The organism is Thermotomaculum hydrothermale (assembly GCF_016592575.1).
In the GTDB taxonomy this organism is placed as follows: Bacteria; Acidobacteriota; Holophagae; order Thermotomaculales; family Thermotomaculaceae; genus Thermotomaculum; species Thermotomaculum hydrothermale.
Genome location: NZ_AP017470.1, coordinates 1,019,372 through 1,034,658, shown reverse-complemented (window position 1 = coordinate 1,034,658; position 15,287 = coordinate 1,019,372). Strand labels below are relative to the sequence as shown.

The following is a 15,287-nucleotide window of genomic DNA, read 5'->3' as shown; positions in this document are numbered from 1 at the left end:
TATAGAATAAGAATTTAAAAAATTGTGGTAAATTATGATATTTTCCCCTTTTATTAGAGATTTTTTTAACTATCTTCCCACACTTTATTTTCCTACAACTTGTTTTGTTATTAACTGCTTTTTAAAATCGCATACAATATATAGTTTCCCTCTCAGTCCTCCACATTTTTATTTTTGCGTTTTTTATTTTGATAAAATAATTTTGTAAATCAATAAAAGGGGAGGGAGTTATGAGGGAGTTTTTGGAAAAAAGTGTTAAGTGGCTTGGGCATGATGGTTTTTTGATTGAATTTAATGGGCTTAATATTTATATTGACCCTTTCAAATTAAATGATTTTTCTAAAAAAGCAGACATAATCTTTGTTACCCATTCCCATTATGACCACCTTTCAAAGGAGGATATTGAAAAGCTTGCCAAAGATGATACCTTGATTGTTTGCCCTGAAAACGGTGCTGAACAGTTAGATGGGTATAATGTTTTAAAGGTAAATCCGGGATTTGCGGGAGAGGCAAAGGGAATTTCCTTTAAATGTGTTCCTGCGTATAATACAAATAAAAAGTTTCACCCTAAGGAAAACAATTGGGTTGGCTATGTAATAGATTTTGGCGGTATTAAAGTTTACCATGCAGGGGATACTGACTTTATCCCTGAAATGAAGGATATAAAAACAGATATTGCTTTGCTTCCCGTTAGCGGTACCTATGTTATGACTGATAATGAGGCTTTTGAGGCTGCAAAGGTTATAAAGCCTAAAATTGCAGTTCCAATGCACTATGGAAGTATTGTTGGTGATAAAAGCAATGCGGATAATTTTGTTTCACTCTGTAAATCTGAGGGTATAGAAACATTTGTTTTTTAGTTTTTTAGGTGGATTTTTTATTTTTTTTAAATAGAATTTTACTGTTATGTTAAGGAGTGTGATATGAAAAATTTTTACAAAGCAGTTTTAATTGCAATTGTTTTTCTAATTTTTTTAGGGTTAAAGTATCCTCTTGCAACAATGCTTAGTTTAAAAAAGATTTCAGATTACCCTGTTTTAAGGCTTGATTTTTACGGCACAAATCCATTTTTGCCTAAAAACGCAAAAGAGTTAAAGAGAATGATTAAGATGTTTTACCCCTCTGCAACAAAGAGGAGAAATGATATTTACTGTTCTTTGATTGCATCAAAATCTAATAATGGCACAATTTACGGCAGAAATTTTGACTGGTATAAGGCTGTGCCTGTGGTTGTTGTTTCCCATGCAATTGAGGGGAAAAGGTATGCCTCAATTTCCTTAACCGACGGGGTCTATTTAAGCGTAAAGGGAGACTGCGGTTTAATGGACAAAATAAATGCCGCAGGGGCTTATATTTCCCCATTTGACGGAATGAATGAAAAAGGGCTTTTTATTTCAATTGCACTTGTAAAGCAGGAAAAGGTGCCACAGGATTCTAAAAAAGAGACTATTTCCTCTGTTTTAATGGTGAGGAAGATTCTTGATAAGGCTGCAACTGTTAAAGAAGCAATTGATATTGTAAATTCTTACAATATAGACTTTTTCCCTGGGCCACATGTGCATTTTTTGATTGGAGATGCAAATGGAGACGGGGCAATTGTTGAGTTTACTTCAAAGGGGGTTAAGGTTATTGAGAAGAAAGACCCTGTTTTTGCAACAAACTTTACATTTTACGACAAGGCTGAGGATGCAGACCTTGATTCTCTTTGTTGGAGATACAAAACAATTGATGAATTTTTCAAGCAGAATGAAAAGGCAGATTTTAATTCAATGCTTTCCCTGTTAAAATCTGTGGCACAAATAGGAGACAAGGCTTTTGTAACAAAGTGGGGCGAAAAACTTACAACCCAGTGGAGTGCTGTCTATATGCCTAAAGGTTTGTTAAAGGTTTGTTTTGGGGGAGATTACAATAAGGTTTTTACCTTTAAAATAGAGAAATAAAAGCGAAGGGAAGGGAATGATTAGTAAAGAGTTACTTGAACAGCACAATTTAACCGAAGAAGAGTATGAAAAAATCAAGGAATTTTTAGGAAGAGAGCCTAACCTTGTTGAATTGGGCATTTTTTCCGTTATGTGGTCTGAACACTGCTCTTACAAGAGTTCAAAGGCATATTTGAAAAATTTTCCAACAGAAGGTAAGCAGGTGATTCAGGGGCCGGGGGAAAACGCTGGCGTTGTTGATATTGGAGACAACCTTGCGGTTGTTTTTAAGATGGAAAGCCATAATCATCCGTCTTTTATTGAGCCTTATCAGGGTGCTGCAACAGGAGTTGGCGGTATTTTGAGAGATGTTTTTACAATGGGGGCAAGGCCTATTGCCAATATGAACTCTTTAAGGTTTGGTGAGTTAAACACAGATAAAATGAAGCACCTTTTCACAGGGGTTGTGGAAGGGATTGCAGGCTATGGAAACTGTATGGGAGTTCCAACAGTGGGCGGCGAGATTTACTTTGACGATTGTTACAGCGGGAATATCCTTGTAAATGCCTTTACCTTAGGGCTTGCAGAAAAGGATAAGATATTTTACGGCAAAGCGGAAGGTGTTGGAAACCCTGTAATTTATGTTGGTTCTAAAACAGGAAGGGATGGCATTCACGGTGCAACCATGGCAAGTGAGGAGTTTGACGAAAAAAGTGAGGAGAAAAGGCCAACTGTTCAGGTTGGAGACCCCTTCACAGAGAAACTGCTTTTAGAAGCCTGCCTTGAATTATTCCAGACAGATTGCCTTGTTGGAATTCAGGATATGGGGGCTGCCGGCTTAACCTCGTCTTCCTTTGAAATGGCTTCAAGGAGTGGAAGCGGGATAGATTTGTACCTATCAAAGGTGCCTTTAAGGGAAGAGGGAATGACTCCCTATGAGATTATGCTTTCTGAGTCTCAGGAAAGAATGCTGTTAGTTGCTAAAAAGGGAATGGAAGATAAGGTTTTTGAGATATTCAAAAAGTGGGGGCTTGACTGCGAAATTGTGGGAAAGGTTACAGATTCAGGTTTTGTGAGAATTTACGATTTAGAAGACAAACTCTGTGCCGAACTTCCTGTTAATGCAGTTGTTGATGAATGCCCTGTTTACAAAAGGCCGTACAAGAGGCCTGAATACCTCGATGAATTACATTCCTTTGATGTTAATTCAATTGAAGAGCCTGACAATTTGAATAATGAGTTAAAAAAACTTTTATCTTCCCATACAATTGCTTCAAAGGAATGGGTTTACACAATTTACGACCATCAGGTTCAAACAAATACAGTTTTTAAACCGGGAAGCGCTGCCGCATTGCTTAGGATAAAGGGAACAAAGAAGGGTGTTGCTATATCAACAGACTGTAATTCAAGGTATGTTTTCCTTGAACCTGAAAAAGGGGGAGCAATTGCAGTTTGTGAGGCTGCAAGGAATATTGCCTGCTCAGGGGCAAAACCTCTTGCCATAACCGATTGCTTAAACTTTGGTAATCCTGAAAAACCTCATATTATGTATCAATTTGTTAAATCAATTGAGGGAATGAGCAAGGCGTGTAAAATTCTAAACACTCCTGTTGTTTCAGGCAATGTTAGTTTTTACAATGAGACAAAAGGGGTGGGGATTTTCCCAACTCCAACCGTTGGAATGGTTGGATTGCTTGATGATATAGACAACAGGGTGGTATCTCACTTTGAAGAGGAAAACATTAACATTTTCCTTGTGGGGAAATTAACCGGAGAAATTGGGGGAACTGAGTATTTAAAACTAAAAACAGGCAAAATTCAGGGGAAGTGTCCTGAAATAAACATTGAAGAGACAAAGAAGTTGATTGAGTTTTTACAGAGTTGTGCATCCAACAAACTCATTGCAAATGCAAACGATGTGTCTGAAGGCGGAATAGCGGTAACATTGTTTGAAACCGGTTTTAAAAATGAAATAGGGTTTGAAGTTAATTTAGAATCAAACGGTTTAAGAAGGGATTTTCTCTTATTTGGAGAAAGTCAGAATGTTGTAATTGTAGGGGTAAAAGAGGAAAAAGTTGAAAAATTCAGAGAAATGGCTACAAAAGTATCTTTGCCTGTAAGTTTTATCGGCAAAACAGGTGGAGATAAGGGAGTAATCAAGGTTGATGGGGAAGAAGCAATCTCTGAATCTATTAAAGAGATGAAGAATCTATGGAGATTTAGCATAGAAAAGGCTATCTCTGATTAAAGTGTAAAAAAATAAATGATAGATAAAATCATAATAAAAGGTGCAAGAAACCACAATTTAAAGGGAATTGATTTATCCATACCAAAGAATAAACTTGTTGTAATTACAGGGCTATCAGGCTCAGGGAAATCATCCCTTGCATTTGACACAATTTACGCAGAGGGGCAGAGAAGGTATGTTGAGTCTCTCTCTGCTTATGCAAGGCAATTTTTGGAACAAATGGAAAAGCCAGATGTGGATTTGATTGAAGGGCTTTCGCCGGCAATATCCATTGAGCAGAAAACCACTCATAGAAATCCGCGCTCAACTGTTGCGACAGTTACCGAAATTTACGATTATTTAAGAATTTTGTTTGCAAGGGCAGGGGAGCCACACTGTTACAAATGCGGAAAGCCGATTGAAAGGCAGAGTGCATCTGAGATTGCAGAAAGGCTAATTAATTTGCCTGAAGGGACAAGGCTTTCAATTTGCGCCCCTTTAGTCAGGGGGAAAAAGGGTGAGTATAAAAACCTTTTCAGGGTTTACCTTCAAAAAGGCTTTACTAAAGCCTATGTGGACGGGGAGTTAATCTCACTTGAGGAAGCACCAGAACTTGATAAAAACAAAAAGCACTTTATAAGCCTTGTAATAGACAGGATAAAGGTTTCCCCTGAAAACAGAAGCAGGGTTGCAGACAGTGTTGAACTTGCATTAAAATTATCAGAAGGATTGGTTGAGGTTTATAACCATAATGAGAATACAAGTGAAACATTTTCAGAACACTTTGCGTGTCCAGATTGTGGAATAAGCATTCCTGAAATTCAGCCAAGGAGTTTTTCCTTCAATTCCCCTCACGGTGCATGCCCTGTTTGCCACGGGTTGGGGGTGTTGAAGGAGTTTGACGAAGACTTAATAATTGATGAGGATAAATCAATTAAAGAAGGGGCTATTATCCCCTTCAGAAACCCTGATTTGAGAATGAGAGGCGGAGTTTTGAAGGCGCTCTCCTATGAACTTCTCTTTGACTTAAACGAAAAGTTTAAGAATTTGCCTCAACATATACAAAAGATTATACTTTATGGATATAATAAGCCAATAAAAATGCATTACGGCAGGTATTCATACTCTGTTGAATATAAGGGGGTAATCCCCTATCTGAAACAGAGGTTTGAAGAAACAAAGTCAATGTATATTAAAGAGGAGTTAAACAGGTTTACTGCCGATAAAGAATGCCCGTCCTGCAAGGGAATGAGGTTAAAGCCAGAGTTTTTGTCTGTATTTGTTGACGGGAAAAACATTATTGAATACACAAAACTCTCTGTTGAGCAGGCGTTGAATGTTTTTTCTAATTTAAATCTTTCAGAAAAGCAGAGAATTATTGCAGAGAAGATTTTAAAAGAGATTATTGACAGGCTTTCCTTTTTAAACAATGTTGGGCTTGGCTATTTAACTTTGGATAGAACAGCAGGCACTTTAAGCGGGGGAGAAAGCCAGAGAATCAGGCTTGCAACCCAGATTGGCTCTAAACTTACAGGGGTAATCTATGTTTTAGACGAGCCTTCAATAGGGCTTCATCAAAGGGATAACGATAAGTTGATAAAAACATTAAAGGAAATGAGGGATTTAGGCAACACGGTAATCGTTGTTGAACACGATGAGGATACAATCTTAAATGCTGATTATGTTGTTGATTTAGGGCCTGGTGCGGGAGAGCACGGTGGAGATGTTGTGTATGCTGGTAAAGTTAATGGTTTATTAAAGAGTAAAAAGAGTTTGACAGGAAAATACCTTTCAGGAAAGTTAAAGATTGAGATTCCTGAAAGAAAAAAGCCTTACGGTTTTTTTACCGTGAAAAAAGCAAATAAGCATAATCTGAAAAATATAAATGTTTCATTCCCTTTAGGTGTTTTTACAGTTGTAAGTGGCGTTTCTGGAAGCGGGAAAAGCACCCTTGTTCACGAGGTAATGGCAAAGGCAATAAACAGGCTTTTAAAGGGTAAAAGCATAAAATCACTGGGCTTAAAGGGTATTGAAAATTATCGGGAAATTGATAAATTGATTGTTATTGACCAATCTCCCATTGGGAGAACTCCCCGCTCAAATCCTGCAACATACACAGGGGTATTTACCTTTATTAGAGAATTGTTTTCAAAAACAGAGCTTGCAAGGGCGAGGGGTTATAAGCCTGGAAGGTTTAGTTTCAATGTAAAGGGTGGAAGGTGTGAAAAATGCCAGGGTGACGGTTTGATTAAGATTGAAATGCACTTTCTCCCTGATGTTTACATAACCTGTGAGGCCTGTAAGGGGAGAAGGTTTAATAGAGAGACTCTGGAAGTTACCTATAAAGGCAAAAACATTGCCGATGTTCTTGATATGACTGTTGAAGAGGCTTATGAATTTTTTGAAAACATCCCTTCAATAAAGAATAAACTTAAAACTTTAAATGAAGTTGGGCTTTCATACCTTAAATTAGGCCAGCCTGCAACCACTTTAAGCGGGGGAGAGGCGCAGAGAATAAAATTAGCAAAGGAATTGTCTAAAAGAAGCACAGGGAAAACACTTTACATACTTGACGAACCGACAACAGGGCTTCACTTTGACGATGTAAAAAAGTTGTTAAATGTATTATTTGCATTGAGGAATCAGGGAAACACAATAGTTGTTATTGAACACAACCTTGATGTTATTATGTGTGCCGATTATGTTATTGACCTTGGCCCTGAGGGGGGAGAGAAGGGGGGAGAGGTTGTCTTTTGCGGAACTCCTGAAGAACTGGTAAAATGTAAAAGGTCTTATACTGGAAAATACTTAAAAACTCATCTGGAGAAAAAATAGTGAATAGTTTTGGCCAGATTTTTAGAGTAACAATCACTGGAGAGTCCCACGGTAAATCAATTGGAGTTGTAATTGATGGCTGTCCCCCAGGAATTCCATTAAAGGTTGAAGATTTTTTTAACGATTTAAAAAGGAGAAAACCGGGTAAAGCAGGAACAACAAAGAGGATAGAAGATGATTTCCCACTTATTGAAAGCGGTGTTTTTAACGGATATACAACTGGTTCTCCAATACTTATCAGAATTGAAAACAGGGACACAAGACCAAAGCATTATGATGACATAAAGGATTTAGCAAGGCCGTCACACGCTGATTTTGTGGCATACAAAAAATACAAAGGTTTCAATGATTACAGAGGTGGTGGCCACTTTTCTGGAAGAATAACTGTTGGAATTGTTGCTGCTGGGGTTATTGCTAAAAAGATTGTTTCCCCAATTGAAATAAAAGCAGATATTTACTCAATTGGCGGAAAAAAGCAATATGAGGATTTGGTAAAAGAAGTTGCGGCACAGGGGGATTCCATCGGCGGAATAATTGAGTGTGTGTGCAAAAATGTTCCTGTTGGGTTAGGGGAGCCTTTCTTTGACTCTGTTGAAAGTGTAATATCCCACCTTGTTTTCTCAATTCCTGGAATTAAGGGTATTGAATTTGGAGCTGGATTTAGGTGTACGGAAATGAGAGGAAGTGAGTTTAACGATATAATTGTTGATAAAAGCGGAAAGACGCAAACAAACAATTCAGGGGGGATAAACGGCGGAATTACAAACGGCAATGACATTGTTTTCAGGGTCGCAGTAAGGCCAACAGCAACAATTTTTAAGCCGCAGGAGACAATAAACCTTAAAACAGGTGAGAAAGATAGAATTTTACCTAAAGGGAGACACGACTCCTGCATTGCTTTAAGAATGCCTGTTATTGTTGAGGCAATGACTGCAATTGCCCTTGCAGATTTAAAACTTCTCTCATTAAAAGACAATCTTTTCTAATATTTCAAAAAAAGAGTTATAATCTTTTACGGCATACTTTGTGAAGGTGGGGCATTATGAAAAGGTTATTAAAAAGGTTTACCTCAAGCACAACAACATATTTTCTTCTAATTGCCGCAGTTGTTGGTTTTTTAAGTGGAGTAGGGAATTTCTTGCTTGTAACCTTCACCAAAGGCGCTCATTACCTCTTTTTTACAATAATTGGAGAGGGGTTATTTCACATCAGTCAGGGTGGTGCCAACCGGTTTTTTATTATTTTAATTCCAGTTTTAGGTTCTCTCACATTAATTCCTGTATTTAACATACTTGATGGAATAGGAAGAGGTTACTCCTTCCCTAAATTTATTGCAGAAGTTCATTTGAAAATGGGGAAGGTAAATATTAAACGCCTTTTTGCTGCCCTTTTTGCTTCTTCCCTCTGTATTGGTTCAGGCGGTTCAGCAGGAAGGGAAGGCCCGATTGCTGTAATTGGCGGTGCAATTGGTTCATTACTTTCAAAGGTATTGAATTTAAAGGGAAGAAGAAGACAAATTCTTGTTGGATGCGGAGTGGCAGGGGGAATTGCTGCAACATTTAATGCACCAATAACAGGGGTGCTGTTTGCTGAAGAAATCGTTTTTATGGGCGAAATGAAATTAAACACATTCAGCCTTTTTGTTATATCTTCAGTTGCTTCTACAACCTTTACAAGGGTATTTTTAGGGCAGGAATCAATATTTAAACCACCTGCATATCTCTTTGACTCTGTTTACCAGCTACCCCTTTATGGATTGTTGGGGGTTTTTGTGGGAATGCTTGCAGCGTTTTACAAAAGAAGCTTTTTTTCAATTGAAGATTATTTTGATGCAGGGAAAATAGATTGGAAATTCAAACTTGTTATTGGTGCTTTTCTTGTCGGGTTGATGGGATTTTTCATGCCTGAAATTTTAAGCGACGGATACGATGTTATCCACGATTTAATTTATTTTTCAAATGAAAAATTTACAATTATCTTTTTGTTTTTCCTCCTTGTTTTAAAAATATTTGCAACTGATATTACCTTAGGTTCAGGAGGAAGTGGAGGATTATTTGCTCCATCTCTTTTTATAGGGGCTGTTTTAGGGGCTCTATGTGGAGCTATTTACCATCAATTGTTTCCAAATTTAATTATTGAGCCAGGTGCATATGCTGTTGTTGCAATGGGTGCATTTTTAGCAGCTTCCACGCATGCGCCATTAACCGCAATATTTTTATTACTTGAACTTACTTCAAATTATCAGGTTATTCTTCCTATTATGCTTGCTTCTATAATAGGAACCATAGTTTCCATGGCTTTTGAGCAGGAGTCACTTGATACAAGATATTTTAAAAAGAATAAAATCCCACTTGAGCATGCGAAAGAGTTAATGTTTTTGCAATCTGTAAATGTTAAAGAAATTTTAAGAAAGGATTTTTTTTCAGTTAAGCGGTCAATGACTTTAGGAGAGTTGATAGAGTTAATAAAAGAGTCTCCCTTTTTAAGTTTTCCTGTTGTGGATGAAGCAAACAAGGTTATTGGTATGATAACTCTGAATGATATTAAATCATTTATGTTTGAAAGCGAATTGTGGAAACTTGTAATAGTTGATGATATTAAGCAGGAAAAATTTTATTACCTTACACTTAACGATGATTTGTCTAAAGCTCAGGAGTTGTTTGATTTCTATGATGTTGAAGAGCTTCCTGTGGTTGACGAAAACATGATTATGCAAGGGATAATTACAAGACATGACTTTGTAAACTTTACAAGGAAGAGGTTTCTTGTTGAACAGTCTCATGAATCAACAATTTCAGAATTATAAGGAGATACTTTATGGGAAACAGGGTTTGTGAACTTTTTGGTATTAAATACCCGATTATTCAGGGTGGGATGGTCTGGGTTTCAGGCGCAAAGCTTGCTGCTGCTGTTTCAAATTCAGGCGGGTTAGGGCTTATTGGTGCAGGTTCAATGAAGCCAGATTTGTTGAGGGAGCATATAAAAAAGGCTAAAAATTTAACTGATAAGCCTTTTGGAGTTAATATTCCTATTTTTTCAAAGTATTCTGAAGACCAGGTAAAGGTTGCATTGGAAGAGGGGGTAAAAATATTTTTTATGTCTGCTGGTTCTCCCAAAAAGTTTACTCCTGTTTTAAAAGAAAACGGGTGTATTGTTGCACACGTTGCATCAACTCCCACACTTGCTAAAAAATGTGAAGACGCAGGTGTTGACGCAGTTGTTGTTGAGGGGTTTGAAGCTGGGGGGCACAATGGTAGAGATGAATTAACAACCTTTGTTTTAATTCCTCAGGCTAAAAAAATAGTATCTATTCCTCTTATTGCTGCTGGAGGTATAGCAACTGGAAGCGCTATTGTTGCAGCTTTTGCATTAGGAGCAGAGGGAGTGCAGATAGGAACAAGGTTTGCGGCAACAAAGGAATCTTCAGCCCATGAAAATTACAAAAAAGCTATTGTAAACGCTAAAGATACAGACACAATGCTTTATTTAAAGTCAATTATCCCGGTAAGGCTTGTGAAAAATTCTTTAACTGTGAAGATTGAGGAACTGGAAAAAAGATGCGCTGATGTTGAAGAGTTTAAAAAGATTTTAGGAGAACATGCAGCAAAGAGGGCTATTTTCGACGGAGATGTTGATAATGGAGAGATAGAAGCAGGCCAGATTGCAGGGTTAATTGATGATATTCCATCTGTTTCAGAGGTTTTTGATAATTTAATTAAAGAATTTAACGAAACTGTTGAAAGATTTAAAAGTACAGATTTTTTCTGTTAATTTAATGGAAATTTAAATACAAACTCAAGCCCATTGCAGTTTGAATAACTTACTGAAATACTGCCGCTGTACTGTTCGGTAATCTTTTTTACTATAGAAAGCCCCAAACCAAAGCCTCTGTTTATGCTCTTATTCCTTGCTTTGTCGCTTTTATAAAAATAATCAAACATTCTGTTTAAATCAGGTTTTTCTCCCTTTGTTTTACAGTCTGTATATTTTATTAAAACAGAATTGTTTTCATTATACGCTTCTATAAACACACCCTCTGAAGTTGTTGCAAACTTAATTGAATTATCCACAAGGTTGTAAAAAATCCTTTTCAAATCCTCTTCGCAAACAGGGATAATAATCTTTTCATTGCATTTTATACTGAATTTTATTTCTTTGTACTTTTCTGGTATTTTCTCAAGAAAATTGTTTAAATCGGTTTTACAATTTTCTTTTTTCACAGTGTAAATGTCTAAAATCTGGTTTATAAGATTTTCAAGCTCACTTATATCTTCTTTTATTCCTTTTTTAATCTTTTCATTTTCAATAAACTCTGTTGCAAGTTTTATTCGGCTTAAAGGAGTTTTTAAATCGTGTGAAATATCTCTTAGCATATCTTCTTTTGAGTTGATTTCGTGGATTATCCTTCTCTTTAAATCGTTTAAAGCATTGAAAACAGGGGTTAATGTTCCAGACGAGTCGGTAAAGAGTTCGGGGGAATTCAGGTTGTTTTCAATTGATTTTATTGAGTTTTCAAGTTCAATTAAAGGTGTTACATACCATTTTCTAATAAGGTAAAGTAGAATCCCCGATAGTAAAAAAAGTATAGTGATTAAAGTAAAAAATGCAGCAAGAAGAGAATTGCTGGTTTTTTTTAGGAGAAATACTTGTAATTCTGGAGTTTCAAATTTCACCCCTCTCAAGATTTTTGTTCTTTTGTCTATTAAATATGTTATTTTAGTGTCTCTAAAATTAAAATCAGGAAGAATTCTCTTTTTGTCTCTAAAAACACCCCCCGCGATCATTTTTCTTTTTTTAGGAAATCTCTTTATCTCCAATAGCCGGTGTCTTACCTTCGGAGATAACATTTTTTCGTCAGAAATGTAGTGAAATTTTTTGTTTGTTTTAACAAAAATATTTACTCCATAAGATTTTTCAATTTCTTTTAAAAGGGGGAGTTTGCTCTGGTTGAGAGGAGAATTTTCTTTTAATATTGAAAAAATCTCTCTTATCTCAATAAATCTCAATCTTTCTTTTCTTAATTGTTCCCTTTTTAGATATCCCAGATAAAAAACAAAAACAATTGTTAAAAAGATAACTGAAAAAGCAATTAGCAAAAATTTAAAATAAATCTTTTTCATAACCTATCCAATAAAAATATAGCCGATGCCTCTCACAGTTTTTATAAATTTGGGATATTGAGGGTTATCTTTCAACTTGTTTCTCAATCTGCTAACCAGGATATCAACAGACCTATCAAAAACATTCCACTCGTAACCTTTTAGATTTTCCATAATATTATCCCTTGTTAAAACTCGTTCTCTATTTTTTACAAAAAGAATTAACAGGTCATATTCCATTGTAGAAAGGTTCAAATTTTCATTGTTCAAAAAAACCTCTCTTTTAGATGTGTCAATTTTAAGCCCGCTTTCTGTTTCAATTATTTTTTTAAAATTATTGTTAGATTTAGTTCTCTTTAATACTGCTTTAATCCTTGCTACTAACTCTCCTATGTCAAAAGGCTTTGGTACATAGTCATCTGCCCCTAACTCCAATCCAACAATTCGGCTTGAAACTTCTCCCCTTGCAGTTAACATAATTACTGGAATATCTGAGAACTCTCTTATTTTTTTTAAAAGTTCAAATCCGTCTATTTTAGGCATCATAACATCAAGAAGTACAATGTCAAAGCTTTCTCTTTTTATTAAATCAAGGCCAAAAAAAGGGTCTGAGGCTGTAAAAACCTCAAACCCATAATTTTTCAATAAAGAACTTAGCAACTCGTTTGATTTAATGTCGTCATCGATAATTAGTAATTTTTTGGAGTGTTTCTCTGCATTCCTATTCTGTCTTTTCTCCATTTCCTCATATCCCTCATTCTTTTTTTAGCTTTGCTCCTTATATTCTTAGCTTTTTCTCTCATAATGTCCACAAGTTTTTGTCTTTGTTCTTTTGTTAAAAGGTCGTGAACTGCTTTAATCTTTGATAAATAGAAGTTTTTTACCTCTTCCTGCCTTTTTTGTCTTTCCTGCTCAAATTTGAATGGATCAAAAGAATTGCTTACAAACCTGTTACCAAAATTGTCCTTGCTTCTCTCTTCTCTAAGCTGTTTTGTAAAGTTTTCTACATCTCTTAAAATTTTGTCAAGTTCCACATTTTGCTTTTCATTTAAGTTTAACTGCTCTCGAGAGTCTTTTACCACTTTAAAAAACATGAATGTCTTAAACGCACCTTTTAAGTGAGGGGCATTCGTTTTTCCTGGGTGTCCCATAGGTCTTTGGGCAAAACTAATTATTGAAAATACCACTAAAACTGTTAATACCAAAATTTTTTTAATCATAATTACCTCCCAAAACTTAATTACAGTATAAATTTAACTTTTTAATGTTTCAACTGTGTGCTAAAAATGTAACAATTTGTAACAATTTTCAATATTATTCTTGATTTTTATCGATAATTCAGGTAATTTTAATTATAAATAAATTTAAGGGAGAGGGCTATGGCAGAATTACAGGTTTTGGATAATTACATTGTTTCGGAAAAAATAAAAGAAGATGGTTTTTCCGAAGTATTTAGAGGAATATCTACCTCTGATGAGGGACAGTTTAAAGAGTTTGTATTTATTAAAAAATTTAAACCAGAACCTCAAAATTTTTCAAGGTTTGTATCTCAGGTAGTTAATTATTCAAAAACTATAAAAACCTTTAATGACCCTCTCGTAGCTAAAACATTAGACGCCAAAAAGACAAATGAAGGCGGCTATATAGTTTGTGAATTTGTAGAAGGACAGTTTTTAAACAATATTATTAATAAAAGTCGAGAGGAAGGGTTTCCTTTTTCCATTGACCATGTTTTATTAATCGCAAGTAAATTATCAGCAGCATTGTCCTCTATTTATTCAAAAGGATTTAAGCACGGTTTTGTTACCCCTTATTCCATAAATATTTCTTTTGAAGGGGATGTAAAACTCTATGACCTTGCCATTGGCCCTTACATTGTAGAGTACCTGAATGCAAATCCTGATTTTAAAAAAGACTATATAAGCTATATACATCCAGATGTTTTTAATTCTGGGAAGGGAAATGAACAATATGATATTTTTTCTGTTGGAGCGATTACTTATCAATTATTAACAGGAAAACCGTTAATTGAAGAAGATGGCGTTTTACCTGATATAAAAACAAAACTCAATGAAGCAACTTTGGCTTCTTCATCTTTTGGGGATGACCCACTTCCAGATGATATAAAAGAAGTTTTATACAAGTGTTTAACAGGAGGCTATTCCTCAATTAAAGAATTAGGGGAAGTGCTTGATAACTTGATTTTTTCAGGAGATTACTCCCCAACTACATTTAACCTTGCCTTTTTTATGCATTCTCTCTACAGAGATGTAAGTGAAGAACTTGCGAAGACTCTTGAACTTGAGAGAAGTGCTAACTATGCAGGTTACTTTGGGGAAACAAGGGTTATTGAAAAAAAGATGTCCCCGGTAATTATCGCTGCGATTGTTTTTATTATTATTGCCATAGGTGCAGTAGGAGGGTATTACTACTGGCAGAGTAAAGAAAAAGAGAAAAGGTTAATGGCTGAAAGAAAGAGGATTGAAGAGGAAATCCAGAAGAAAAAATTGCTTGAAATGCAAAAACAAAAAGAAATAGAAGAGTTGAAAAAACAGATGGAATTGAGAATGCAGGAAGCATTAAAAGAAGCGGAAAAAATGGCTGACCAGAAAGCAAAAGAATTTTTAAAGAAAAAAATGGAAGAAGAAAAACAGAAACAGCTTGCGGAACTTCAAAGAATTGAAGCGGAAAAGAAGAGGATTGAGGAAGAGAGGAGAAGAAAAGAAATGCTGTTAAAACAAAAGCAACTTGCAGAGCAGAAAAAACAGCAGGATCAACAGGCTAAAATGAGAGAATTGTTGGAGTTACAAAAGAAAAAAGAAGAAGAAGCAAGAAGAAAAAAATTAGAAGAAGCTAAAAAGAAAGAAGAATTGAGAAAAAAACTATACGGCACTGTTGTTGCTGTTGAACAATTGGATAGCGCACCAAGGCCGGTATATAAAGAAAAAATAATTTTAAGCCCAAGCTGGAGACTGCCAAGAGGTGCAAAAGTGTTGGTTATGGTTCTAATTGGTGTAGATGGAAGTGTTGACGAAGTAAAGCTTATCAGAAAAATTAAACCTGCCACACCTCATTCAAGGCTGGCAGAAAAAAGGATTGTATCAGCAGTTAAAAAATGGAAATTTACGCCACCAATGAAAGAAGGTGTTCCGGTAAAAACCTGGATACCTATAACCATACCGGTAAGATAAAAATTGTGTCACTTTG

11 protein-coding genes are annotated in these 15,287 nt (G+C 35.7%); 8 read left to right on the top strand and 3 right to left on the bottom strand.

Annotated elements, in window-relative coordinates; genetic code table 11:
• The first annotated feature begins 230 nt into the window (after positions 1 to 230).
• From TTHT_RS04700 to TTHT_RS04670, 7 genes are all read left to right on the top strand, one after another.
• On the top strand, positions 231 to 860 hold the full coding sequence (locus tag TTHT_RS04700) for an MBL fold metallo-hydrolase (protein ID WP_201328882.1): 630 nt from the start codon (positions 231 to 233) through the stop codon (positions 858 to 860).
• Positions 861 to 923: 63 nt separating this feature from the next.
• Positions 924 to 1,940, top strand: a complete 1,017-nt coding sequence (locus tag TTHT_RS04695) for a C45 family autoproteolytic acyltransferase/hydolase (protein WP_201328881.1) — start codon at positions 924 to 926, stop codon at positions 1,938 to 1,940.
• 16 nt (positions 1,941 to 1,956) lie between these two features.
• Positions 1,957 to 4,167, top strand: coding sequence for a phosphoribosylformylglycinamidine synthase subunit PurL (gene purL, locus TTHT_RS04690; RefSeq protein WP_201328880.1), 2,211 nt, complete (start codon positions 1,957 to 1,959; stop codon positions 4,165 to 4,167).
• 15 nt (positions 4,168 to 4,182) lie between these two features.
• Positions 4,183 to 6,981 carry an excinuclease ABC subunit UvrA gene (uvrA, locus tag TTHT_RS04685; RefSeq protein ID WP_236578200.1) on the top strand — a complete coding sequence of 933 codons (2,799 nt, stop codon included), beginning with the start codon at positions 4,183 to 4,185 and terminating at the stop codon, positions 6,979 to 6,981.
• On the top strand, positions 6,981 to 7,967 hold the full coding sequence (locus tag TTHT_RS04680) for a chorismate synthase (protein WP_201328879.1): 987 nt from the start codon (positions 6,981 to 6,983) through the stop codon (positions 7,965 to 7,967). The genes uvrA and TTHT_RS04680 overlap by 1 nt, the downstream gene beginning before the upstream one ends.
• A 56-nt stretch (positions 7,968 to 8,023) precedes the next feature.
• A complete protein-coding gene (locus tag TTHT_RS04675; protein ID WP_201328878.1) occupies positions 8,024 to 9,787 on the top strand; it encodes a chloride channel protein in 1,764 nt (587 codons plus the stop codon).
• An 11-nt stretch (positions 9,788 to 9,798) separates the two neighbouring features.
• On the top strand, positions 9,799 to 10,752 hold the full coding sequence (locus TTHT_RS04670; protein ID WP_201328877.1) for an NAD(P)H-dependent flavin oxidoreductase: 954 nt from the start codon (positions 9,799 to 9,801) through the stop codon (positions 10,750 to 10,752).
• Here the strand turns inward: TTHT_RS04670 and TTHT_RS04665 are convergent.
• The 3 genes from TTHT_RS04665 to TTHT_RS04655 are packed head-to-tail and all read right to left on the bottom strand — an operon-like array spanning position 10,749 to position 13,300.
• Positions 10,749 to 12,101, bottom strand: coding sequence for a sensor histidine kinase (locus TTHT_RS04665; protein ID WP_201328876.1), 1,353 nt, complete (start codon positions 12,099 to 12,101; stop codon positions 10,749 to 10,751). The genes TTHT_RS04670 and TTHT_RS04665 overlap by 4 nt on opposite strands.
• A 3-nt stretch (positions 12,102 to 12,104) precedes the next feature.
• Complete coding sequence (locus tag TTHT_RS04660; protein ID WP_201328875.1) at positions 12,105 to 12,821, bottom strand: response regulator transcription factor; 717 nt, start codon at positions 12,819 to 12,821, stop codon at positions 12,105 to 12,107.
• Positions 12,770 to 13,300 carry a Spy/CpxP family protein refolding chaperone gene (locus TTHT_RS04655; protein ID WP_201328874.1) on the bottom strand — a complete coding sequence of 177 codons (531 nt, stop codon included), beginning with the start codon at positions 13,298 to 13,300 and terminating at the stop codon, positions 12,770 to 12,772. Before TTHT_RS04655 ends, TTHT_RS04660 begins: the two co-directional genes overlap by 52 nt.
• Positions 13,301 to 13,459: 159 nt before the next feature.
• Here TTHT_RS04655 and TTHT_RS04650 point away from each other — a divergent pair, with 159 nt between their 5' ends.
• Entirely contained in the window at positions 13,460 to 15,271 is a 1,812-nt protein-coding gene (locus TTHT_RS04650; RefSeq protein WP_201328873.1) for a protein kinase domain-containing protein, read from the top strand.
• Positions 15,272 to 15,287 lie beyond the last annotated feature (16 nt).